Origin of the sequence: Bradyrhizobium tropiciagri (assembly GCF_018130505.1) — a bacterium.
Classification (GTDB): domain Bacteria; phylum Pseudomonadota; class Alphaproteobacteria; order Rhizobiales; family Xanthobacteraceae; genus Bradyrhizobium; species Bradyrhizobium tropiciagri_B.
This window is the reverse complement of record NZ_JAFCKH010000008.1, coordinates 283,098-305,057: the sequence shown is the minus strand read 5'-3', so window position 1 is coordinate 305,057 and position 21,960 is coordinate 283,098. Positions and strand designations below refer to the sequence as shown.

General features: G+C 65.2%; 25 protein-coding genes. 12 read left to right on the top strand and 13 right to left on the bottom strand.

Features of this window, described 5'->3' with window-relative positions:
- Positions 1-37: 37 nt before the first annotated feature.
- Together cysE and JQ633_RS21950 are read left to right on the top strand one after the other, a co-directional pair.
- Positions 38-865, top strand: a complete 828-nt coding sequence (gene cysE, locus JQ633_RS21955) for a serine O-acetyltransferase (protein ID WP_211987147.1) — start codon at positions 38-40, stop codon at positions 863-865.
- A gap of 129 nt (positions 866-994) precedes the next feature.
- Complete coding sequence (locus JQ633_RS21950; RefSeq protein WP_211987146.1) at positions 995-1,207, top strand: DUF3126 family protein; 213 nt, start codon at positions 995-997, stop codon at positions 1,205-1,207.
- A gap of 122 nt (positions 1,208-1,329) precedes the next feature.
- Here JQ633_RS21950 and JQ633_RS21945 read toward each other — a convergent pair whose 3' ends face one another.
- Positions 1,330-2,040 carry a hypothetical protein gene (locus tag JQ633_RS21945; RefSeq protein ID WP_211987145.1) on the bottom strand — a complete coding sequence of 237 codons (711 nt, stop codon included), beginning with the start codon at positions 2,038-2,040 and terminating at the stop codon, positions 1,330-1,332.
- Positions 2,041-2,260: 220 nt separating this feature from the next.
- Between JQ633_RS21945 and JQ633_RS21940 the strand changes: the two genes are divergently transcribed.
- Together JQ633_RS21940 and JQ633_RS21935 are read left to right on the top strand one after the other, a co-directional pair.
- Positions 2,261-2,590 (top strand): DUF6949 family protein, encoded by a 330-nt coding sequence (locus JQ633_RS21940; protein ID WP_211987144.1) that lies wholly within the window; start codon positions 2,261-2,263, stop codon positions 2,588-2,590.
- A gap of 138 nt (positions 2,591-2,728) precedes the next feature.
- Entirely contained in the window at positions 2,729-3,259 is a 531-nt protein-coding gene (locus JQ633_RS21935) for a gamma carbonic anhydrase family protein (protein WP_211987143.1), read from the top strand.
- Positions 3,260-3,280: 21 nt separating this feature from the next.
- Here JQ633_RS21935 and JQ633_RS21930 read toward each other — a convergent pair whose 3' ends face one another.
- The gene (locus JQ633_RS21930; RefSeq protein WP_211987142.1) at positions 3,281-3,517 is read right to left on the bottom strand and encodes a hypothetical protein; all 237 of its coding nucleotides are present in this window, start codon (positions 3,515-3,517) and stop codon (positions 3,281-3,283) included.
- Positions 3,518-3,598: 81 nt separating this feature from the next.
- On the opposite strand from JQ633_RS21930, the gene JQ633_RS21925 reads away from it, so the two are divergent.
- The 3 genes from JQ633_RS21925 (at position 3,599) to JQ633_RS21915 (ending at position 4,957) form a co-directional block, all read left to right on the top strand.
- Complete coding sequence (locus tag JQ633_RS21925; protein ID WP_211987141.1) at positions 3,599-3,904, top strand: hypothetical protein; 306 nt, start codon at positions 3,599-3,601, stop codon at positions 3,902-3,904.
- A 150-nt stretch (positions 3,905-4,054) separates the two neighbouring features.
- Positions 4,055-4,594 carry a hypothetical protein gene (locus JQ633_RS35240; RefSeq protein ID WP_249159530.1) on the top strand — a complete coding sequence of 180 codons (540 nt, stop codon included), beginning with the start codon at positions 4,055-4,057 and terminating at the stop codon, positions 4,592-4,594.
- A gap of 213 nt (positions 4,595-4,807) precedes the next feature.
- Positions 4,808-4,957: a hypothetical protein gene (locus tag JQ633_RS21915; RefSeq protein WP_211987140.1), complete on the top strand. Its 150-nt coding sequence runs from the start codon at positions 4,808-4,810 to the stop codon at positions 4,955-4,957.
- A gap of 43 nt (positions 4,958-5,000) precedes the next feature.
- On the opposite strand, the gene JQ633_RS21910 is transcribed toward JQ633_RS21915, so the two are convergent.
- The 8 genes from JQ633_RS21910 to JQ633_RS21875 all read right to left on the bottom strand — a co-directional run bounded on the left by JQ633_RS21910 (position 5,001) and on the right by JQ633_RS21875 (position 10,601).
- Positions 5,001-5,810, bottom strand: coding sequence for a dienelactone hydrolase family protein (locus JQ633_RS21910; RefSeq protein ID WP_433995681.1), 810 nt, complete (start codon positions 5,808-5,810; stop codon positions 5,001-5,003).
- Between the two features lie 427 nt (positions 5,811-6,237).
- Positions 6,238-6,726, bottom strand: coding sequence for a hypothetical protein (locus tag JQ633_RS21905; protein ID WP_211987138.1), 489 nt, complete (start codon positions 6,724-6,726; stop codon positions 6,238-6,240).
- 181 nt (positions 6,727-6,907) lie between these two features.
- Entirely contained in the window at positions 6,908-7,438 is a 531-nt protein-coding gene (fabA, locus tag JQ633_RS21900; RefSeq protein ID WP_211987137.1) for a bifunctional 3-hydroxydecanoyl-ACP dehydratase/trans-2-decenoyl-ACP isomerase, read from the bottom strand.
- Between the two features lie 33 nt (positions 7,439-7,471).
- Complete coding sequence (locus tag JQ633_RS21895) at positions 7,472-8,086, bottom strand: TetR/AcrR family transcriptional regulator (protein ID WP_211987136.1); 615 nt, start codon at positions 8,084-8,086, stop codon at positions 7,472-7,474.
- A 140-nt stretch (positions 8,087-8,226) separates the two neighbouring features.
- Positions 8,227-8,511 (bottom strand): addiction module antidote protein, encoded by a 285-nt coding sequence (locus tag JQ633_RS21890; protein ID WP_211987135.1) that lies wholly within the window; start codon positions 8,509-8,511, stop codon positions 8,227-8,229.
- Positions 8,508-8,795 carry a type II toxin-antitoxin system RelE/ParE family toxin gene (locus JQ633_RS21885; RefSeq protein WP_349631586.1) on the bottom strand — a complete coding sequence of 96 codons (288 nt, stop codon included), beginning with the start codon at positions 8,793-8,795 and terminating at the stop codon, positions 8,508-8,510. Before JQ633_RS21885 ends, JQ633_RS21890 begins: the two co-directional genes overlap by 4 nt.
- Positions 8,796-9,035: 240 nt before the next feature.
- Positions 9,036-9,650: a transglutaminase-like cysteine peptidase gene (locus JQ633_RS21880; RefSeq protein ID WP_211987134.1), complete on the bottom strand. Its 615-nt coding sequence runs from the start codon at positions 9,648-9,650 to the stop codon at positions 9,036-9,038.
- A gap of 333 nt (positions 9,651-9,983) precedes the next feature.
- The gene (locus tag JQ633_RS21875) at positions 9,984-10,601 is read right to left on the bottom strand and encodes a PilZ domain-containing protein (RefSeq protein WP_211987133.1); all 618 of its coding nucleotides are present in this window, start codon (positions 10,599-10,601) and stop codon (positions 9,984-9,986) included.
- 240 nt (positions 10,602-10,841) lie between these two features.
- Here JQ633_RS21875 and JQ633_RS21870 point away from each other — a divergent pair, with 240 nt between their 5' ends.
- The 4 genes from JQ633_RS21870 to JQ633_RS21855 all read left to right on the top strand — a co-directional run bounded on the left by JQ633_RS21870 (position 10,842) and on the right by JQ633_RS21855 (position 16,981).
- Entirely contained in the window at positions 10,842-11,993 is a 1,152-nt protein-coding gene (locus JQ633_RS21870; protein ID WP_211987132.1) for a zinc-binding dehydrogenase, read from the top strand.
- 122 nt (positions 11,994-12,115) lie between these two features.
- Positions 12,116-14,038 (top strand): patatin-like phospholipase family protein, encoded by a 1,923-nt coding sequence (locus JQ633_RS21865; RefSeq protein WP_211987131.1) that lies wholly within the window; start codon positions 12,116-12,118, stop codon positions 14,036-14,038.
- Between the two features lie 65 nt (positions 14,039-14,103).
- On the top strand, positions 14,104-14,766 hold the full coding sequence (gene plsY, locus JQ633_RS21860) for a glycerol-3-phosphate 1-O-acyltransferase PlsY (protein ID WP_211987264.1): 663 nt from the start codon (positions 14,104-14,106) through the stop codon (positions 14,764-14,766).
- Between the two features lie 205 nt (positions 14,767-14,971).
- A complete protein-coding gene (locus JQ633_RS21855; RefSeq protein ID WP_211987130.1) occupies positions 14,972-16,981 on the top strand; it encodes an SPFH domain-containing protein in 2,010 nt (669 codons plus the stop codon).
- Positions 16,982-17,044: 63 nt separating this feature from the next.
- Here the strand turns inward: JQ633_RS21855 and JQ633_RS21850 are convergent, their stop codons facing one another.
- From JQ633_RS21850 to JQ633_RS21840, 3 genes are all read right to left on the bottom strand, one after another.
- Positions 17,045-18,265, bottom strand: a complete 1,221-nt coding sequence (locus tag JQ633_RS21850) for an ABC transporter substrate-binding protein (protein ID WP_433995678.1) — start codon at positions 18,263-18,265, stop codon at positions 17,045-17,047.
- Entirely contained in the window at positions 18,258-18,866 is a 609-nt protein-coding gene (locus tag JQ633_RS21845) for a pyridoxamine 5'-phosphate oxidase family protein (protein ID WP_211987129.1), read from the bottom strand. Before JQ633_RS21845 ends, JQ633_RS21850 begins: the two co-directional genes overlap by 8 nt.
- Positions 18,867-19,075: 209 nt before the next feature.
- Positions 19,076-20,560, bottom strand: a complete 1,485-nt coding sequence (locus tag JQ633_RS21840) for an ABC transporter substrate-binding protein (RefSeq protein WP_249159553.1) — start codon at positions 20,558-20,560, stop codon at positions 19,076-19,078.
- Positions 20,561-21,096: 536 nt separating this feature from the next.
- Between JQ633_RS21840 and JQ633_RS21835 the strand changes: the two genes are divergently transcribed.
- On the top strand, positions 21,097-21,957 hold the full coding sequence (locus JQ633_RS21835) for an FAD binding domain-containing protein (RefSeq protein ID WP_211987262.1): 861 nt from the start codon (positions 21,097-21,099) through the stop codon (positions 21,955-21,957).
- Positions 21,958-21,960 lie beyond the last annotated feature (3 nt).

Genomic DNA, 21,960 nt, shown 5'->3' with positions numbered 1-21,960 from the left:
TAACGCACAGCCGAACAATCGAATTGCGAGAGCAGCCATGGCAGTTCATCAGGTCAATCCGCAGGGGGGCAAGCTTGCGGCGCTCGATCCGATCTGGGATCGCATCCGCAGCGAGGCGGAAGACATTGTCCGGCGCGAGCCGGAACTGGCCTCCTTCATCTATGCCACCGTGCTGCATCACGAACGTCTCGAGGATTCGGTGGTGCATCGCATTGCCGAGCGGCTCGACCACTCCGCGCTGTCGGGCGATCTGATCCGCCAGACCTATGACGAGGCGCTGCGCGACACCCCCGATCTCGGCAACGCCTTCCGCGCCGACCTCGTCGCCGTCTACGACCGCGATCCCGCGACCGCGCGCTTCATCGATCCGCTGCTCTACTTCAAGGGTTTTCACGCGCTGCAGACCCATCGCCTGGCGCACTGGCTGCATCAGAAGGGCCGCAAGGATTTCGCCTTCTATTTGCAGAGCCGCTCGTCGGCGGTGTTCCAGACCGACATCAATCCGGCGGCGCGGATCGGCCGCGGCATCTTCCTCGATCATGCCACCGGTTTCGTCTGCGGCGAGACTGCCGTGATCGACGACGACGTCTCGATCCTGCATGGCGTGACCCTCGGCGGTACCGGCAAGGAGAACGAGGATCGTCATCCCAAGATCCGTCATGGCGTGCTGATCGGCGCGGGCGCGAAGATCCTCGGCAACATCGAGATCGGCCATTGCGCGCGCATCGCGGCCGGCTCGGTGGTGGTCAAGCCGGTGCCGCATAACGTCACCGTGGCCGGTGTTCCCGCCAAGATTGTCGGCGAGGCCGGCTGCGCCGAGCCGTCGCGCACCATGGACCAGATGCTCAACGCCATCGGACTTTGAATTCGTATCGTGCTTTGACGGCGCAAGGCGCGTAATTTCGCGTTGCCGGAGCCTGAAAAGGCTCTGGCGGTCTGTGCCGTCCCGTCCTAAAAACTCCCCGGAAAATCACCGACACGATTGGAGACTGCCGTGGACGTTCAGGAAGTCAGGAAGCTCGACGCGTATCTCAAACGCGTATTCGGCAATCCCAAGATTCGCGTGGTGCCGCGGCCGAAGAAGGACGACTCGGCCGAGGTCTATATCGGCGAGGAATTCATCGGCGTGCTGTTCGTCGATGACGAGGACGAGGATCGCTCGTTCCAGTTCCAGATGGCGATCCTGGAAGAAGACCTGGCCGAGTAAGCCATTTGCTCGGTCGTAGCGTGGGCAAAGGCGCGAAGCGCCGTGCCCACCATCACGAGCAGTGCGAGAATGGTGGGCACGCTTCGCTTTGCCCACCCTACGAACTCAACTCGGTATTGGTGCTAGCCCTTCGCGCTGTGCATCTGCGCGGCGAGGCGATCCATCGCGGTGGCGATGTCGCGCCATTGCGCAAGCCAGCCCCGCGGAAAACGGAAGGTCAGATCGGCGCCCTCGACGCGCCGTTCGCTCAGGCACATGCCGGGCGTTTCGGCATCGCGCGTGCAGCGCGCGGTCAGCGCCGGCTCGACGGCGGTGAACAGATCCTCGCCGGCATAGGGTGAGCCGTCGCGGAACGCGCGCTTCGTCAGCTCGTCATCGGTGCTCGCGGCGTCCTGCAAATAGCGCGGATAGATCGTGCGCAGCCGCGCCTCGGGTGCGAGTGAATCGTGATGCGCGGAGATCGACACGAAGATCCGGTCGATCGGCTGCACCTTGTCCTCGACCGTATCGGCGCTGTAGTGCTTCGGCGCGGTCGGGGCTCCCAGCGACGGATAGAGGAAGCTGAGATCGACGCGCTCCTGCGGGCCGGAGTGGCGCTGGATCTTCATGCGCACCGCCAGCGTCGGCACGTTGAACAGCGTGCCGCCGACGCTGACCGGCAGCCGAGACGGATCGCTCGCTGCGGCGGTCGTGTATGTCGGCCACAGCAGGTAGGCGACGACCGCAACCGCACCGGCCGCGATGACCGCCGACAGGATGATCGGAACGAGGTGCGCGCGTGGATTGCGGCGGGTGTCGCGGGCGAGATGCTGGGCCGTCGAAAGAAGCGTCATGAGCAGGGCAGGGACCGGGTCGGAGGTAGCCGAATCACTTGCCGACTATGCCACGGGGTAGCGGATTTCCGTATGATTCCAATGGAATCCGCAAACCGTCGGCCATGCGTCATCGCGCAGGCGACCGCGTGCCGTTAACCTTTCCTTAAGGATGGTGTGGCGGCGGGCCTGCAATTTTGCGAAGCAGGCGGCAGTGGCCTGTTGCGTAGCGGAAGTGCCGATGTCCCCCGACACAATGAATTCCATGTTCTCGCTGTTCATCGGTTTTGCGCTGGCCGGAGCCCTGGCGAGCGGCTACCAGGTCATGGCCGAGCGGCCGGCCGGGTTCGGCCTGCTGCAGCAGGGCGCGGCGCCGAGGACCTTCGCCGCAGTTCCATTCCTCGTGTTCGCTGCGCCCTTCATCATCATGCGCAATACGCTGCGCGGTGCGCGCATCGAGCGCCGCCGCTTCGAATTCGTGATGATGGCGACGATCATCTCCGGCTTCTGGAGCCTGATGTCCGGTACCTTCTTCCTGATGACGCTGCGCGCCGCCGGCGTGCTGACCTGATCCGCAAAGCGGAAGATCCGATCCTCGCTTGAAAGCCCATCGGCCGCCGTGCCAAGGTCGGCGCGGTTCAAGTTTTGACGCGTTTTCTTCACGCGAACCGGTATCCACTTCGCTCGAAAACGCTTCCAGGAGACATGCATGGCGATCTACGAGCTCGACGGGCAGGGGCCCGATCTTCCCGCTGACGGCAACTACTTCATCGCCGACACCGCCGTCGTGATCGGCAAGGTGCGGCTCAAGCCGCGCGCGAGCGTCTGGTTCGGTGCGGTGCTGCGCGGCGACAATGAGTGGATCGAGATCGGCGAGGGCTCCAACGTCCAGGACAATTCGACGCTGCATGTCGATCCCGGTTTTCCGCTCGTCATCGGCAACGACGTCACCATCGGCCACAACGCGATCGTGCACGGCTGCACGCTGGAAGACGGCGTGCTGATCGGGATGGGATCGATCGTGATGAACGGCGCGCGGATCCGGCGCGGCAGCGTCGTTGGCGCCGGCTCGGTCATCACCGAAGGCAAGGAATTTCCCGAGCATTCGCTGATCATCGGCGCCCCGGCCCGCGCGATCCGCACGCTCGAGGCCGCCCAGATCGAACAGATGACGCGGCCGGCCAAGTCCTACGCCATCAGGGGGCCGCAGTATAAAGCGGGTCTGAAGAAGATCGGCTGACGCAGATCGGTCGAGGCGGCTTTACGCCTTGCGGCCCTGCTTGCGTGCCCGCTTCGGCGGCGCGACGTCATGCTTCGCTGCGTCCTGAAGCTTCGCGCTCTTGCGCAGCGCGTCCTTCAGGTCGATCGGGATACCGTGCTTCTTGAAGAGATCGGCGAAGGCCTCGTCGGCGAGCTCCTGCAGCGTCGCCATGCGGTCGCGTCCAAGCTGCTTCAGCTTGTCGAACGTGTCGTCGTCGAATTCGATCAGCTTGCGCAAGGCGCATTGCTCCAATGCCTTCAGGACTCCCTCAGGAACTGCCGTCTTGCGGAATGGTTGAGCCCGCAAGGGAGAATTCCAATGCGCAAATTATCCGTCACCACCGCGCTCGCGACAATCGCGATTCTGCTGCCGCCCGCCGCCGGCTTCGCTCAAGGCACCGGCACCGGTGGAAGCCCCTCATCGTCAGCCACCTCCGGCACGGCCGCGCCGCAGCTCACGGCGCCCGGCACCAACAGCGCGGGCACCGCCCAGTCCTCGGGCCGGCCGAACAGCGGCGAGGGCGTCACCACCGGCTCAGCCTCGGGGCAGAGCATCGACAAGACCATCGAAGATGAGAACCGTTCGGTCGACCACCGGTTGAAGGGTATCTGTCGCGGTTGCTAGGATGATGATGCCGCCAACAGGTTAAACGCGGGTCGCGCAGATGTGAGCGCGACAAAGCGCGCAGGCGGGAAGTCGCGGTCCTACATTGGGTTAGCATGATCGGGCGCAGGGAGCGCCGGACGATTTCTTCTTCAGGAGGAGTAACGGGTGATGTTGCGTAAAACGATGATTGCCTTGATGGCGACGGCTACGGTCGGTCTGCTCACGGTCGACGCCGCGTCGGCGCGTGGCGGCTTTGGCGGCGGTGGCGGCGGCTTCCGCGGCGGCGGTGGCGGATTTCACGGCGGCGGCTTCGGTGGTGGCGGTTTCCGTGGCGGCGGTTTTGGCGGCGGCTTCCGTGCCGGTCCGGCCTTCCGCGGCGGCGGATATGGTGGCGGCTTCCGCGCGGCTGCGATCGGCGGCGGCGCCGGATGGGCCGGCCGCGGTTGGCACGGCGGTGGCTGGCGTGGCGGCTACTACCGTCGCGGCTGGGGCTATGGTTATCCGCTGGCGGCGACGGCCATCGGCCTCGGCCTTGCCTACGGCGCGTACGGTGCCTATGGCGGCTATTATGACGACTATTATGGCGGCTATCCGTACGACGCTGGCTACGGTTACGGCTATGGCGATTACGGCGGCTGCTACGTCGTTCGCCGCAGCGTCATGACGCCGTACGGATGGCGGGTCCGCCCCGTGCAGGTCTGCAACTGAGCCCATCCTTCAGCGCATGGCCGGTCCATCGGATCGCCATGCTGATGGTCTTGGAACGATTGCTGCGGCCCCGGTGTTCCGACGCCGGGGCCGCTGCGCAATGGTATGCGGCTTGCATCGTATTGCAGCATGTATTGCGGGGGATCTGTGTGAACGCGTCACGAAGTTAAACGGCCCGGCTGCGATTGGAGTCGGCCTCAAAGGATATGAGAGATGCTGACCATTCCTGATTTGACATTGCTGTTCATGGGCGTCGTGCTCAGCCTGGCGGTCGCGTTGATCTGGATGCTGCACGACCTCGAGCCGAAGCTCGCGCGATTGCGGTCGCGGAGCGATCGCGTCTCGCGCGATCGCGCCGAGTAGCCCGTCAGCGAAGACGCCTGCCGCGCCGTGAACGCTGGCGCGGTCAGCCGAGCACGCCGTATTTCTTCAGCCAGCCCTGCATCTGATTCCAGCCGTCCTCGGCCGCTTCCTTGCGGTAGCTGGCGCGATAGTCGGCGTGGAAGCCGTGCGGCGCGCCGGGATAAATCTTGAACTCGGCGGTCTTCTTGTTGGCGGCCAGCGCCGCCTTGAACGCCTCGACGCTCGCGACCGGAATGCCTGTGTCGGCCTCGCCATAGAGGCCGAGCACCGGCGCCTTCATCTCGGGCGCGAGCTGCATCGGGCTCTTCGGCCAGAGCGGGTTGGGCGGATCGACCGGCGGGCCGTAGAAGGCGACGCCGGCCTTCAGCGCGGTGGAGTGTGCCGCATATTCCCACACCGTGCGACCGCCGCGGCAGAAGCCGATGATGCCAAGGCGCGAGGTGTCGCCGCCCTCCGATTTCGCCCAGGCCACGGTGGCGTCGAGGTCGCCGAGGAGCTCCGCATCGGCCTTGCCGTTCACGATCGGCATCAGCTGCGGGATATCGGTGATCTTGGTGAGGTCGCCGCCCTTGAAATAGTAATCAGGCGCCACCGCGAGGGCGCCGAGCTTGGCGAGCCGGCGCGTCACGTCCTTGATGTATTCGTGCAGGCCGAAGATCTCCATCGCGACCAGCACCACGGGCGGATTGTTGACGCCGGTCGGCCGCGCGAAATAGCCCGGCATCTCGCCCTCGGCCACCTTGATCCTGGCCTCGCCGGCCGTGAGGCCGTTGGTGTCGGTCTTGATCACGTCAGCCCGCACCGGGCCCGCGGCCAGGGTGTAGCCTGCGGCGACGGCGGCTGACGCGGTCATGAAGCCGCGGCGCGAGACCGGCGCGGGCTTGGTCAGTCCGATGACATCCTGGGTAAGAACCGGGTCGGCACTCATCAACGTCCTCCTGCGGAATTTCAAGGAGGCGGCATTCAGCAAACAAAGCCGATGGCTGGCAAATCACCAGCCTGCGAGGAGGAGACCGAGCGGAAAAAAACAAGGCCGTCGACGTAGTATACCGTCAACGACCTTGCCAGCCCCGGACCTTGAAATCGGCTCACGCCATCCGGTGAGTTAAGGATGACTCGGATTCGAATGCCGATATGTGAACCAGTTCACAAAGTCCGCGATTAATTCCCCTTAGCGGGCGTTGACGAAAATGCGGGCCGCACCCGGGCGAGGGACAAGGCTTCAAATGCCCGTATTCTTGCGGGATTTCAGCCCTTGGTGTCGGCACTGCGAGGCGCGATCAGCCGCGCGAGCGGTGGCGTTTGCGGTAGGAGCTGCGCACCTTCGAACGCTTGCGCGGCGAGGGCTCGGCGGCCGGCTCATTGGCCTGCGCATTCGCTTGCGCCTGGCGCAGACCTTCGACCTGCTCGGTCAGCGTGGCGACCTGCTCGGACAGCTTCTTGTTGTCGGCCTGCTGGACGGCGAGCTGCCGGCGCATGGTTTGCAGCTGGTCCTGCACTTCCTGCAGCTGGTCGATCGATTCCTGCTGGGTCACCTCGAGCCCCTTGGTCTTCTCGACCAGGGCTTCGGAGACCTGTGCGGTCTTCGCCTGCAGCTGACGCGCGGCCACCGCGCGGTCGGTCTCGGGGGTGTTGCCGCTGAAGGCGCGGTACATCGCGATCGAGCCGATTCCGAACAGCACGAGCACCAGCGCGACGGCGCCGATCGCGATCGGCTGCACGCCGATGCGGCTGCTCAACTGCGTATTCCCGGAGGCAAGCTCGACCATGCGACGAGAAACCGGAGATCAATTGAATGGTTCCGATTACCACAACCAAGGCAGCGGCAAAACCGGGATTCGGGCAAAGCAGGCCTGCCGGCGGCGAAATCCGCCGCGAATTCAATGGGCTCCTGTTCCAAATTGGGACTTTTGGGGGGGAGGTGGGCTACCATTCCACCCCCGAAAGGCCTCATTCAGCCGGCGCGATCAGGCCGACTCGCATCTCCCGGGCCACGTAGACGCAGGCCTCGTCGGCCAGCACGCGGCCGTCGGCGATCCCCAGCACCAGTCTGCCACGCCGCACCTGGCGCATGTCGACCTCGTAGCGGACCCGCCTGACGTCCGGTGTGATATGCCCCCTGAACTTCACATCGCCGACCCCGATAGCGCGGCCCTTGCCCGGCGAGCCGGACCAGCCGAGCCAGAAGCCGATGATCTGCCACATCGCGTCGAGGCCAAGGCAGCCCGGCATCACCGGGTCGCCGGCAAAATGGCAGGCGAAGAACCAGAGACCGGGCGCGATGTCGAGCTCGGCGACGATATGGCCCTTGCCGAATGCGCCGCCGGCCAGGCTGATCTCGGTGATGCGATCCATCATCAGCATCGGCGGCGCCGGCAGCTGCGCATTGCCCGGGCCGAAATAGCCGCCCTGGCTCGATCGCAGCAGATCCTGCTTGGTGTAGGACGATTGCGGCGCGTGAAAATCGTGTGGATTGAACATGATGGCCTTCGCTCTTTGACTTCTTGCTGAACATCAGCCGCGGCGGCGCGGTCCGGCTTTGGTCTTCGCGGGCAGGCGCAGCGCGGCGGCCATGAAGGCCCAGATATCGTCGGTGAGCTTGGCCGGATCGGGTCGCCGCTCGACGGTCAGCGCGCCGATCAGCGCCTGGCGGATGCCGCCGATCATCAGCGCGATGGTGAGATGCGGGTCGATGTCATCGCGAACGATGCCGTCGCGCTGCGCCGCCTCAAGCATCCGCGCCCCGCCGGCGAGCTGCCGGCCGGTGAAGGCAATCTCGACGTCGAGCACCTCGGGCGCCCGGCTCAGTGGTCCGATCACGAGCGGCGCAAACGGGTGGTCGTAGTGAAACGCGACATAGGCGCCGATCCGGGCCTTCTCCCGGTCCGCCCAGCTCGCCGCGGGCAGTTTGGCGCCGCTGAAGGCGACCCCGTCGAGCTGGTCGTAGAACGCCTCGACGACGCCAGCGATCAGGCCCGCCTTCGATCCGAAGTGGTGATAGGCGAGCCCGACCGATGCACGCGCGCGTCTGGCGACAGCCTGCATTTCGAGATGACCGTGGCCTTGAATGAGCTCTTCCTGAGCCGCCGCGATCAGTTTGTCTCGTGTTCCAAGGCCGGCAGCGGCCATCACTCCCTCGCTAAATTGAATTCAATTCAATCTCGCGCCGACCGGATTGTCAAGTTTGCGCCAGGACTGCCGGATAAGGCGGTAAGGGAAACTATGACGTGGCGAGCAACCGAGATGCAGAGCGCTGTTTCGGCCGTCCGCTACGCTGCCTTTTTCAGCTTCAGTTCAAATCCCATGGCGCGAAGCGCGCCAAGAAAGGTGCTCAGCCGTGGGTCCCCATCCTTGCTGAGGGCCTTGTAGAGGCCGGCTTTTGTGATCCCTATATGCTTCGCGATTTGCGGCAGACCTTTTGCTCTCGCGACATTGCCGAGTGCGTGGGAAATAACCTTAGGGTCCCCGTCCTCAAAGGCCGCTTCCAGATAGGCGGCAATGGCTTTTGGAGTATTGAGATAGTCGGCACTATCCCACTTTGTGGTCTTGGTCATCGTGTCTCCTTGGCAAGTTCCTTGGCCTTCGAGATGTCACGCTTCTGGGACGACTTGTCGCCGCCACAGAGCAGGATGACGATGGTCTTGCCACGCTGAACGAAATAGACCCTGTATCCGGGGCCGTAGTCGATGCGCAATTCGCCGATGCCGTCGAAATACTTGACGTCCCCCATGAGGCCCAGTTCAACCCGGTCAATCCTGATCTGGATGCGGGCTCGAGCGCGCTCATCGCGGAGCTGGTTGAGCCAGCTCTCGAATACATCGGTTTTGCGAACGATCACGAGTAAACTATAGTATACCAGCGAGTCGCCGTCAACGGCGGTTTGCTGCGCGTGCGCCTTCCAATGTCTGGTCGAACGGAATTCCCGTCCCGTGCTTCAAGCGCTTTCAGTGCGTTGTCGCGGCGCCCCTCAAAAAAAGGTGCGGCCAGGCATTGGGGGATGCCTGGCCGCGCGCGAACCGGTCTGGGACGGGGAGGGGTGGGGATGTGACCGGGTCGCGTAACCTACAAATCCTTCTGCTCAGCGCGAGCTTGCCGTTGAAATTGCCGGGCGGCTGTCACCGAGCGAGACCCACACATTGGGATCGCTCTGCGATTGCCGCTTGACGAAGCGGTAGCCGGTGTCCGTCCAGGCGACGATGCTCTCGTTCTGATTGTCGAGAACGAACTCGCCCTTGTCGGTCTTCACCGTCAGCACCGCGTGGCCTTCGCCCTTCTTGTCGCGGACCACCGTGATCAACAGCGCCTCGCGCGGCCAGCCGGCATCCATCAGCATCTTGCGCTTCAGGAGCACGTAGTCCTCGCAGTCGCCGTAGCCGTCGGTCGGCAACGACCATTTCTCGATCACGCCCCAATGATCCATGTCGGTCATCGGCTTGACGGTCTCGTTGACCCACTTGTTGACCCGCACGAGGTCGCGCCAGGCGGTCTGCGACATCACGATGTCGCGGGGCTGTGTCGCACCGCCGCGGCAATCGCCGGGATTCTCGGTGCAGAATTCGACCCAGCCGATCGGCGAACGCGCAACGTCCCCCAGGCTGGCGTAGACCACGTCGCCGGCCTTGGCCGACACGCACGTCGCAAACAGGATGGCGGCAACCGCCAAACCTTTCCCCTGTCCCCTGAACCCAAACATCGTAGCCCCCGTTTTTCTTGTTGGGACCACGTTTCGCACAAAGAATTTGCGCCGCCGCTAAGTGTCAAAAGTAGATTTGACGCGAATACTGGTAAAAGCTGCGGCGAATTCGATCTGTACTTGAATCGAATTCGCGTAAAATTTGAAACATCTGCAATTGATTCAAATTTTATGCATTAACGCGGCAATCGCTGTTCCAGCGCGGTTTGCCGCCGTAAATGGTTCCGGTGTTAACCGCTGAATCGGCCGCCTAAATGCGTCGAAGGCGGCCACCGGAGCACCGGAGGCCGCCTTCGCGAGGCGAAAATCGAGGGTTTTGAGCGGGCTTCCGCTTTACCTCGCGGTAACGCTCTCTTCGAGGGTTTCCGCGGCCTGCTCGTGGACGAACTCGAGCGCAAAACCTTCCTCGAGGTTTCGCACCACGCGGGCCTGCACCTTGCCGAGCATCACCAGCGACTTCAGCGGCGGGCGGTTCTCGGCGGCGATCGCGGCGCCGGACAAAGAGAGGTCGATGATGCGGCAGGTCATCCGCGTGCCGTCTTCCTGGGTGAGCAGGGCGATCGGGTTGCGCGGCACGATACGGTCGTGGCGGCGATCCTCAGGCAGATTGAGGATATCGCGGTTGGCGAGCCAGGTAAGCTGGGCGGCGAGCTTGTCGCGCTTGCGCGCGGTGGCGCCGATCGTCATCGCAAAGCCGTTGTCGATGATCCGGGTGATGCGGCCCTCGACCCGCCCGATGTGATCGAGATAGGCGATCACGCGGTCGCCGACATTGCCGATGCCGGGCGCCAGCAGCGCCAGGCCGCCCGGGGACATATTGATGATCTGGCAGGGAAACTCGCGCCTGTCGGGCAGCATGTAGCGGCCGAGCAGGTGCACCTTGACGCGCTGGAAGCGCCGCCGCTCCTCCGCAACGGGGACGACGGAAGTTTTCTTCTGTGCAAACGACATCACCGCAACCCGACCACCGTCCATTCGGAGCCCCGACGACCCTAAGGCTGACAGGGTTAACGGGGCGTTACAGGGGCGTGCATCAAGTTAGAGCAGGGCCCTGCGGTTGAGCGACGCGGGCTGGGAACAAAGGCCGCCCGGGCTTCCAGCGTTCTGCCTCGACGAATAGGCATCACGGTCGAGTTCACCTAGACTCTGGGGTGGTGACGCACAATCAAGAATGAAAAGGGGAGGATGCTCATGAACCAGATCCGCGTCTGCACGCACGAGGGGCCGGGAGCCCAGCCCGTGATCCGCACCGTGCCGTGGCCGAAGGTCGGCAAGAAGGCGGCGCTGATCAAGGTCGGCGCCTGCGGCGTCTGCGGCACCGACCTGCACATCCTGAAGGGACATTGGCCGAAGCCGCTGCCGTGGCCGTTCACGCTCGGCCATGAGCTCGGCGGCGTGATCGTCGAATGCGGCCCCGAATTCACCGAGGACTTCATGAGCAAGCCGCTCAAGGTCGGCTCGAAGGTGATGATCCCGCCGCTGATGCCGTGCGGCAATTGCTACTACTGCATCCACTATCCCGCGAGTGCCAACAAGTGCCTGACGCCGGTCTACTACGGCCGCTATCTCGGCTTCGACAAGCCGCCGCATATGTGGGGCGGCTGGGCCGAATATGTCTATGTCGATCTCGACATGCTGCCGGGCACCAAGATCTACAAACTACCCGACGACATGTCGCTGCGGCTCGGCGCGCTCTCGGAGCCCTTGACCTCTTGCATCCGCGCCTTCAACCGCGCGACGCGGGCCGGCGGCTTTTCCTGGGGCGACACGGTGGTGATCCAGGGCTCGGGCCCGATCGGCATCCTCGCGGTCGCCGCGGCGCAGGAGATGGGGGCGGGGCGCGTGATCTGCGTCGGCGCGCCGGAGACGCCTCGGCTTGCGCTGGCGCGCAAGTTCGGCGCGGAGGCGACCGTCGACATCGAGCAGCTCAAAACTCCGGAGGAGCGCATCAAGGCGGTGCGCGACATCGTCGGCGGCTTCGGTGCGGATCTCGTGATGGATTGCTCGGGCCATCCGACCGCCGGACCCGAAGGCATCGAGATGCTGCGCGACGGCGGCACCTATGTCGAGATGGGCCAGTTCACCGATGCCGGCTCGATCAACACATCGTGGCATCGCATCTGCACCAAGGACCTCAACGTGCTCGGCTCCTGGGGCTTCACCGGCAACGACCTGCCGCTCGGCGTCGACATGCTCTACCGCACGCGCAACAAATATCCGTGGCTCGACATGCAGACGATCTACCCGTTCACCGAAGAGGGCGTCGGGCAGGCGGTGGCGGATGCGATGGCGATGAAGACGGTGAAGTCGACCATCGTGCCGTGGCCGGAGCTGGTCGGATGACGGCGGCGAACTGGCGCGCTGCCATCTGTTGCAGCGCTTCCAAGGCGTTGCCGCTGCGCTGCCGGCGGGCGCGGCCTCTGATGGGGCTCGCCGGGGCGGCGGCGCGGCGCTAACATCCGTTCATGCAATCGAACAGGGTGCCGCCCACGGAAGGGACGAGCGCGACATTTGCGTGGGGAAATGCCTCGGAGGATTTCGCGCTGTTCAGGACGCTCAGCGCGGAACAGCGGCTGATCGCCTTTGCAGCAATGACCCGGCGCGACCTCGTGCGCGGCCAGTTGCTGGTCGAGCAGGGCGGCGCCTCGGACGCGCTGTTTCTGGTGCTGCACGGCGCGCTGACGGTGTACCGGACCAATCACGCCGAGCCGATTGCAGAGTTGCGCGCCGGCGAACTGGTCGGCGAGATCGGCTTCTTCGCCAACATCCCGCGCACCGCCAATGTGATCGCGATCCGCGACAGCAGCGTGCTGGTGCTGACGCGGGCCGCCTATGCCAAGCTGGCGCAGGAAACGCCTGAGATCGTCGAGGCGCTGCTTGCCGCCCTGGCGCGGCGATTTGCCACCGAGACCGCGCGGCTGCTGCCGGTGCGGGCGTCGCCGCGGGCCCGGACCGTCGCGCTGATCTCGGGCGGACACGAGGCGGCGCCGCCCGCGTTCGAGCAGTGCCTGCGCCAGAGCCTTGCGGATGCCGGCGCCGAGATCGTCGATCTCGCGCGGCTTCAGGCGATGTTCCCCGGGCGCGCGCTCGACGCCTCCGAGGTCGCTGACTGGCTCAACAGGATCGAGTATGACGCGCCGCTGGTGGCCTATTTCGGCGGGCCGGACGCCTCCGACTGGGCGCGCAAGGCCATTCGCCAGGCCGACCTCGTGGTGTTGGTCTGCCGCGGCGCCGCGCCTCCGCCCGCGCTGACCGAGATCGAGAGCTTCGCCTGCACCGTGCACCCTGCATCGGCCCGACGTCTGGTCCGCGTCCACGATCACCGGCGGCACGAGGTCAGCGGCACCGCCGCCTGGCTTTCGCGGGTGCCGTGTCACATGCACCACCATGTCGCGCTCGAGGACATGATCGACGTCGACAGCCTGGTCCGCTTCCTGTGCGGGCGCGCCGTCGGATTCGTCGCCGGCGGCGGCGGCAGCCTCGGCACGGCGCATGTCGGAATCTACAAGGCGTTCCGCGAGCGCGGCGTGATGTTCGACATCTTCGTCGGCACCAGCGTCGGATCCGCGATGGCGGCGGGCTTCGCCAAGAACTACGACGCCGAGCATCTCGAGCGCGGCACGCACGAGATCTTCGTCTCCAGCCGCAGCTTCCGCCGCCCGACCTGGCCGCGCTATGCCCTGCTGGATCACAAGGCGTTCGATGCCGCGCTCGCCGATCAGTACGGCCACCATTGCCGGATCGAGGATTGCTGGCGGCCGTTCGCGGCGGTCGCGACCAACCTGTCGACGCACAGTCTGGAACTGATCAGGACCGGGCTGTTGTGGCAGGCGGTGCGCGCATCGAGCGCCATCCCCGGCCTGCTGCCGCCGTTCTATACGCGGGACGGCCTGATGCTGGTCGACGGATGCCTCGTCGACAACGTTCCGCTGGCGCAGATGCACCAGATGAAGAGCGGCCCGAATCTCGTGGTCCATTTCGGCGAGCCGGCGACCGAGATGTTCGATGTCGACTATGCGGCGCTGCCGGGGCGCTTCGAACTGCTCGCCTCGCTGCTGACGCCGTTCCGGCGGAAATCGCTGCCGGCCGCGCCGAGCGCCGTCAACGTGCTGTGGCGCAGCCTCGTCGCGCATCAGCGCTACGACACGCTGCCGACCACACCGCTCGACATGGTGATGCGCCCGCCGACGCCCGAGGGCATCGACGTGACCGATTTCGACCGCCATCAGGAAATCTTCGAATCGTCCTACCAGTGGGCGCACGAGACCATCGCCGCGCTGGAGGCGACGCAGCATCCGGCCATTGCGGCAATCCTCGCCTCGATCAGCGGCGCGGATCACGCGGCTACGATGGCCGCGTCTGCCTCCGATAAGGCTCGCGCCGTCTGAGCCGCTTGCACGCTCCGGACAACTCGATCATCGTGCCGGACTGGAGTCATTTCGAGGTGACTTACGTGATCTTCTGGCTAGCGAGCGTCGCCGGATTGGCGGTCGCCTATCTCTTCGGCTCGATCCCCACCGGCTATCTGGCGGGAAGGCTGCTTAGGGGCATCGATATCCGCGAGCATGGCTCCAGATCCACCGGGGCGACGAATGTGCTGCGGACCCTCGGCAAGTGGCCGGCGTTGGTCGTGCTTCTGGTCGATGTGCTCAAGGGCGCGGCGGCGATCGTGTTCGCCGGCTGGTTTTATCGCTGGCTGTACACATTGCCGTCCATCACGCCGCCGGCCGCCGTGGATTCGCAGACCTGCGCGGCCTGGGGCGTCGGCCTCGCCGGGCTTGCCGTGTTGCTCGGGCACGGCCGTTCGGTCTGGCTGAACTTCACCGGCGGCAAATCAGCCGCGACGGGCCTCGGCGTGTTGCTGGCGATGTCATGGCCGGTGGGCCTCGGTGCCGCGGCGGTCTTCGGCGCCGTGGTGGCCACGTTTCGGATCGTGTCGCTCGGGTCGATGCTGGCGTCGCTGACCGCGATCGCCCTCGTGTGCAGCCTCGAACAGCCATTGCCCTATCGCCTGCTGGTGATCGCCGGCGGCATCTACGTGATCGCGCGCCATCGTGCCAACATCGCGCGGCTGCTGGCCGGCACCGAGGCGCGCCTCGGACAACATAGCCGGTGAGGAAGACCGGTTGACGCGTTCGTGATGTCGGCCGCTGTGCTGCAACTCTCCCAAAGGTTCAACGGGCAATCGAAAAAAGATCGGCCTGCGCCGGGCGCTGCGCCACCTTGTGCCGGAATGGCCGCGCACCACATCTCCGCACCGCAATTCTTGGGTGCAGGTTTGGGCTCCCAAACCGCCCGGTTGCGAATTGTGGAGATGGACTATGGACTTCCTCGGTTTTCTTGATGGCTCTGGCGTCATCCAGCTGGCCATCTGGATCGCAGTACTGGTCGCGATCGCGGCCCTGCTGCGGGTATCGAACGTATTTCGCTACATTCCCAACAATCAGGTCGGCATCGTCGAGAAGCTGTGGTCGCTGAAGGGCTCGATCGACGACGGCTTCATCGCCCTGAACGGCGAAGCCGGCTACGAGCCGGAAGTGCTGCGCGGCGGCCTGCACATGCTGTTTCCCTTCATGTACCGCATCCACCGCTCGGACCTCGTCACCGTCGGCCAGGGCAAGATCGCCTATGTGTTCGCGCGCGACGGTGCGCCGCTCGAGCCTTCGCAGGTGCTCGGTGCCAACGACACCGAGGACAAGTCGGACTTCCAGGACGCGCGCCGCTTCCTGCTGGGCGGCGGCCAGAAGGGCCCGCAGCGCAAGGTGCTGCGCGAGGGTACCTATGCGATCAACACCACGCAGTTCGCGGTCATCACCGACGAACGCGTCTACGGCCATGCGCTGAGCGAGCGCGAGCGCGGCGTGCTCGAGGGCATGCAGCTGACGATCACCGAGCGCTGGGGCTTCGCGCCCGTGGTGCTGGCGGCCGATCACGACCTGGTCGGCATCGTCACCGTGCATGACGGCCCGTCGCTGCCTCCGGGCGAGATCATCGCCCCCGAGGTCGGCATCGACCTGCGCGAGGCGGCGACCTTTCACAACAACTTCCAGGAGCCCGAGAAATTCCTCGCGGGCGGCGGCTATCGCGGCCGCCAGCTGCAGGTGATCGTCGAGGGCACCTGGTACATCAACCGGCTGTTCGCGACCGTCGAGGCGGTGCCGAAAACCGTGATCCCGGTCGGCAATGTCGGCGTCGTCATCTTCTACACCGGCCCGCGCACCGACGACGTCTCGGGCGAGCAGTATCGCCACGGCGAACTCGTGCTCAACGGCAGCCGCGGCGTCTGGAAGGATCCGCTGCTGCCGGGCAAATACGCGTTCAACACCTATGCCGGCAAGATCGAGGTGATCCCGACCGTCAACTTCATCCTGAAATGGGTGCGGGGCGAGGTCGGCGCCATGAAGCTCGACGAGAACCTGTCGGAGATCTCGCTGATCACCAGGGACGCGTTCGAGCCGACGCTGCCGCTCTCGGTGGTGATGCATATCGACTACAAGAAGGCGCCGATGATCATCCAGCGCTTCGGCGACGTGAAGAAGCTGGTCGAGCAGACGCTCGACCCGATGGTCAGCGCGTTCTTCAAGAACATCGCGCAGAAGATGACGCTGATCGAGCTGCTGCAGAACCGCGCCGCGATCCAGGCGGAATCCGCGCGTGAGATGAAGGCGAAGTTCGAGAGCTATTCGCTCGACCTCCAGGAAGTGTTGATCGGCACGCCGCGGGCGGCGGCCAACGACCACACCATCGAGAACATCCTGATCCAGCTGCGCTCGCGCCAGATCGCGCGCGAGCAGATCGAGACCTATCAGGAGCAGGAGAAGGCGGCGGTGCAGGAGCGCGCGCTGAACGAGGCCAAGGCGACGGCGGCGGCGCAGACCGCGCTGACGCAGTCGCTGATCCAGGTCAAGGTCAACGAGAACGAGGGTGCCGCCGCGCTGGCGCGTGCGCAGAAGGACGCCGAGACCCGCAAGGTCACGGCCGCCGCGGTCGGCGAGCAGTCGCGGCTCGAAGGCCAGGGCGAGGCCGACCGGGTGCTTGCGGTCGGCGCCGCCAACGCGCAGGCGACCAAGCTTGCGGTCGACGCCTATGGCGGCCCCGAGTTCAGGCTCGCCGAGCAGAACTTCGCCAAGTTCGCCGACGCCCTGACGCGGATCAACCAGCCGCTGGTGCCGCAATTTCTGATGTCCGGCGGCCAGGCGGGTGAGGGCTCTGGCGCCGGCCTGATTCCGACCGCGATGCTGAGCTCGATGTTCGGCCGGATGATGCCGGACGCGCTGGAGAAGCTGAAGGACGAGGCGCCGAAAGCCGCGCGCCGGGCCAACGGCCAGTGACGCGCGAAGGCTGATGCACGAGGTGATCGGCGGCGCGGGCAATCGCGCCGCCGATGCTTTGGGCTAGTCCGCGACCATCGGCCCGAACGGCTCCCAGCGTTCGCCGGTAAAGCGCATCATCCGGAACTCCTTGACCACGCGATAGTCGGTGCGGCTGGTGTTGATGGAGAGGCCCGGCAGCAGCAGATCGAGCTTCACGTCCTTCAGGCTCGCGGCCTGGCGCATGACATTGTCGCGCGAGAGATCGTCGCCGCAGCGCTGCAGCACCTGCACCAGCAGCTCGGCTGCGCTGTAGCCGTAGGTCGTGAAGATGCTCTTTCTGTCGCCTTCCGGAAAATACGACGCCATGAAGGCGGTCCATTTCTTCATACCGGCATCGTCCGCCCAGGTCGGGTCGGCGGCCTCCTTGAAGGAACTTGCCGAGATCAGTCCCTTGGCATTCGCGAGTCCCGCGGGCGCCAGCACCGCGTCGATCGAGGACGAGGCGACGCCGAGGAGGTGAATCGGCTTCCAGCCGAGCTCGGCCGCCTTGCGGATCGCCTGTGCGGTGAACTTCGGGCCGGCCATGTCGATCAGCACGGTGACGCCCGCATCCTTGAGCCGAACCACCTGCGAGTCGATGGTCGGGTCCGTCACGTCATAGGGCGCTTCGGACGCGATCATCTGCGCAGCCTTGGCGCCGAGCGCATCCTTCAATCCGGCAACATAGTCCTTGCCGCTCTCGTCATTCTGGTAGAGCAGGCCGATCCTGGCGTCCGGGTAATTGTCGAGGATGAAGCGCACATAGACGCGGATTTCCGTCCGCAGGTTGGGCGCGAATCCCATCGTCCATGGAAAGCCGGCGGGATCCTCGAAACGCGTCGAGCGGCCGCCCGCGAACAGTTGCGGGACGTGGCGGTCGTTGAGATATTTCTGAACCGCGATGTTGGGAGCGTTGCCGGGAGTCTGGAACATGAACAGCACCTCGTCGCCCTCGACGAGCTTGCGGGTTTGCTCGACCGTCTTGGCCGGCGTCGCCGCATCGTCGTAGGAGATCAGATCGATCTTGCGTCCGTTGATGCCGCCGCGGTCGTTGATCATCCTGAAATAGGCGGCCTGGACCTTGCCGATGACCGAGATCGCCGATGCCGGCCCGCTATAGGGCATGGTCTGCCCGATCTTGATCTCGGTGTCGGTCGCGCCGGGATCGTACCTGCGGCCTTCAGTCTGCGCGTCGGCCGCACCCGACAGGCAGGCGCAGATCATTGCGGCAAGGGCCGCCGGTCCAAGCCAGTCTTTACGCATCGTCTCGCTCCGTTGTGTCCATTCCTGAAGCCATAGCGTCCCGCGCATCGGACAACGGCAGATGCGGCACGACTTCCGGCAGCCTTTTCCATTCCGGCGTCGGCGGCGTCTCGCCCGGCCGCGGCACATAGGCGGAGCGGGCGACCGTGACGAGATCGGGGACGTAGCGCGGACAGTTCGGATAGATGTCGCGGCATTCGACGCGGATCACCGCCCTGGCGCCGTGGTGCCGCGCCAGGCTCTCCGCGTCGCAATGGATACTGGCGTCTCCGTTGATGCGAATACGATAGGACCTGCCGTCGAAGCTCATGAACAACAGCCCGACCCTCGGATTCATGGTGATATTGCCGAGCGTCCGGTACATCAGGTTGCCGTCGTAGTCGGGAAACTCCAGCGTGCTCGGGCCGATGATCTTGACGAACCCGGGATCGCCTCCCTTGAAGCTGCAGTCCGGATGATCGCCGTGCGATGACGCGATGAAGAAGAAGCTTGCCGTCGTGATCTGCGCCATGTCGCGCTCGGAAAATTCACTGTGTCTCGCGCGGGTGGCGAGATATTCGGCGAGGCGCCGGCCATCGGCGTTCTCCTGCAGTGCAAGCATCCCCTCGTGGTAAAATCCGCGCGCTTCCATGATCGTTCTCGCGATTCAACGCAGGGCATCGGGCGAACGAAGCATAGCACCAGCGCGCCGCCGCGTTCTCCTGAACACGATGCGTCATGCGCCCGCCTGCAGTCGGGAGGATTGCCGGAGACGTCGGGAAGAATGCCCGGCCGCGCCGGCGAAACGCCTGCGCGAAACCGGCGCTGGTCCTATTCGGTCTTGTCGACGTTCCAGAACACCGGCGGCGCCGGGCCATCCAGCACGCCGGCCAGCGATTTGCGCCAGGCGCTCGGCAACCGGAACTGGCCGAGCGGCAGATAGATCACCTGCTCGTAGGCGCGCTTCTGGATCTCGAGCGCGAGCTTCTTCTGTTCGTCGGCGGACGTCGCGCGCGCAAAGGCGTCGCGCATCGCTTCGATCTGCGGATCATCGGGCCAGCCGAACCAGGCGCGCTTGCCGTTGGCTGCGATCTGGTTGTTGACGATCGGGTTCATCACCTCGGTGGCGCCGGTGAAGGTGAAGAACATGTTCCAGCCGCCTTCCTTCGGCGGCTTCTGGCTGGCGCGGCGGCTGACGATGGTCTGCCAGTCGGTCGCCTGCGCGTCGACATTGAAGCCGGCCTCGCGCAGCCGCTGCGCCACCACGATCGGTGCTCCCTTCAGCGTCTGGATGTCGCCGGGCACCATGATCACGACCGGCGTGCCGTCATAGCCCGACTCCGCCAGGGCCTTCTTGGCCGCGGCCATGCCGTTGCCCTTGATCAGCGTCTCGGCGCCGGCGTCGCTGGCGAGCGGCGTGTCGCAGGCGAAATACGCGCCGCAGATCTCGTAATATTTGGGGTTGCCGACGGTGGCGTCGAGCACGTCCTTCTGGCCGATCGCCAGCAGCGCGGCGCGGCGGATCTTCACGTTGTCGAACGGCGGGTGCAGGAAGTTCATCCGTCCGTCGATCTGGAAACCGAACTTGTTCAGCACGGCCACATTGAGCTCGGGATTGGCCTCCAGCACCGGCAACAGGTCGATTGACGGCTGCTCCAGGAAATCGATGTCGCCGGATTGCAGCGCGTTGATCGCGGTCTGCGCGTCGGGCATCGTGATCCACTCGACGCGATCGACCTTCGCCACCTTGCCGCCCGAGGTCCATTCCGGCTTCTCCTTGCGCGGCACGTAATCGGTATTGCGGACATAGACCGCCTTGACGCCGGGCTGGAATTCGCCGGCCACGAACTTGAACGGACCGGAGCCGACCTGCTCGGCGATCTGCTTGCCCGCCGGCGTCTCCGCGAGCCGCTTCGGCATCATGAACGCGACGTAGGAGGAGGGCTTTGCGATTGTCTCCAGCACCAGGCCGTACGGTTCCTTCAGCTTGAGCACGATGCTGTTCGATCCGCCGGCCTCCAGACTCGCGGTGAAATCCATCAGCTTCTGCGCCATGCCGTCGACGGTGGCCCAGCGCTTCAGCGAAGTGACGCAGTCCTCGGCGGTGACGGGCGCGCCGTCATGCCATTTCAGCCCGTCGCGCAGCGTGAAGGTGTAGGTGAGCTTGTCGTCGGAGACCGTCCAGTCCGCCATCTGCGGCCGGACCTTGAAGCTCGCGTCGACGCCGAGCAGCGTGTCGTAGACCATGTAACCGTGGTCGCGGGTGATGTAGGCGGTGGTGAAGCCGGGATCGATGATGCGCAGGTCCGAGTGCATCACCGCGGTGATGGTCTTGTCCTTGCCTGCCGCGAAGGCCTGCGGCGTCAGGAAGGCCGGCGCGGCGATCGCAGGCGGTGCGCCGGCGGCAAGCTTGAGGAGGGTCCGGCGCGAAAGTGGGGGCATTCGCTCTCTCCTGATACGCATTCGTCGGGCCAGCCGGCATCGATGCCGCAGCGGCATCGCATGCTTCACCAATCCACGGATCAACGCAAGCAAGGGCGGTGCCACGGATCATGATCGGCGTCGCCGTCGGCGGAACAAGGCGAGGTGCTCGCGCCTGCACAATCATGGCGGGTGTCGCGCCCGCCCGCATTTTCCAGCGATGTGAAGGATCGATGACTGCGCGGCGCAATGTCGCCGCCCGCACCGCACAAGCCCGCATCCTGCATAGGAGCCTGCGCTTTCCACCGCAGCTGACGGGTTGTTCGGACCGTGCCTCGGCGTGTAGGCTGCCGCTACTGCCGCCCAATCATAAGGCAAACCACCATAAGGGCTGCGCAGGCGAGGGAGAACCAAAGAACAACATGACCGATATCCGATACGTAGCACCGCGCTCGCTTGATGAAGCGATCAGCGCATTCGCTGCCGCCGGAAGTGCCGCCCGCATTATGGCAGGGGGCACTGACTTATTGGTGCAAATGCGATCCGGCCTGGTGCGGCCGGGACTGATCGTCGACATCAAGAAGATCGGCGAGATGACCGAGATCACCGAAACCGCCGATGGCGGTTTCCGCGTCGGTGCTGCCGTCTCCGGCATGGCGCTGTTGGAACATCACCGGTTCGGCAAGGTCTGGCCCGGGGTGCTCGAGGCCGTCAATTTGATCGGCTCCAAGCAGGTGCAGGGCCGGGCGTCCGCCGGCGGCAATCTGTGCAACGGCTCGCCGGCCGGCGACAGCGTTCCCGCGATGATCGCAGCCGGTGCCGTCGTCACGCTGCAAGGGCCGGGCGGCCGCCGCGAGCTCAAGGTCGAGGACGTGCCGGCCGGACCGGGCCGCACCAACCTCAAGCCGGGCGAGATCCTCGTCAGCATCGCGTTCCCGCCGCGTCCAGTCGGATCGGGTGATGCCTACTTGCGGATGATCCCGCGCACCGAGATGGACATCGCGGTGGTCGGCATCGGCGTCAGCCTGACGCTGAAGGACGGCGTCTGCACCGCGGCCCGCGTCGGCCTCGGCGCGGTGGCGCCGACCGCGCTGCTGGTCGAACCCGCCGCAAAGGCGCTGATCGGCTCGAAGCTCGACGATGCCGCGCTGGAAGCGGCCGCCGCGGCCTGCCGCTCCGCCTGCCGTCCGATCGACGACAAGCGCGGTACCATCGCCTACCGCATCAAGACCGCCGGTGTGCTGCTCAAGCGCACGGCCGCGATCGCCGCCAAGCGCGCCGGAGGGAATTAACAC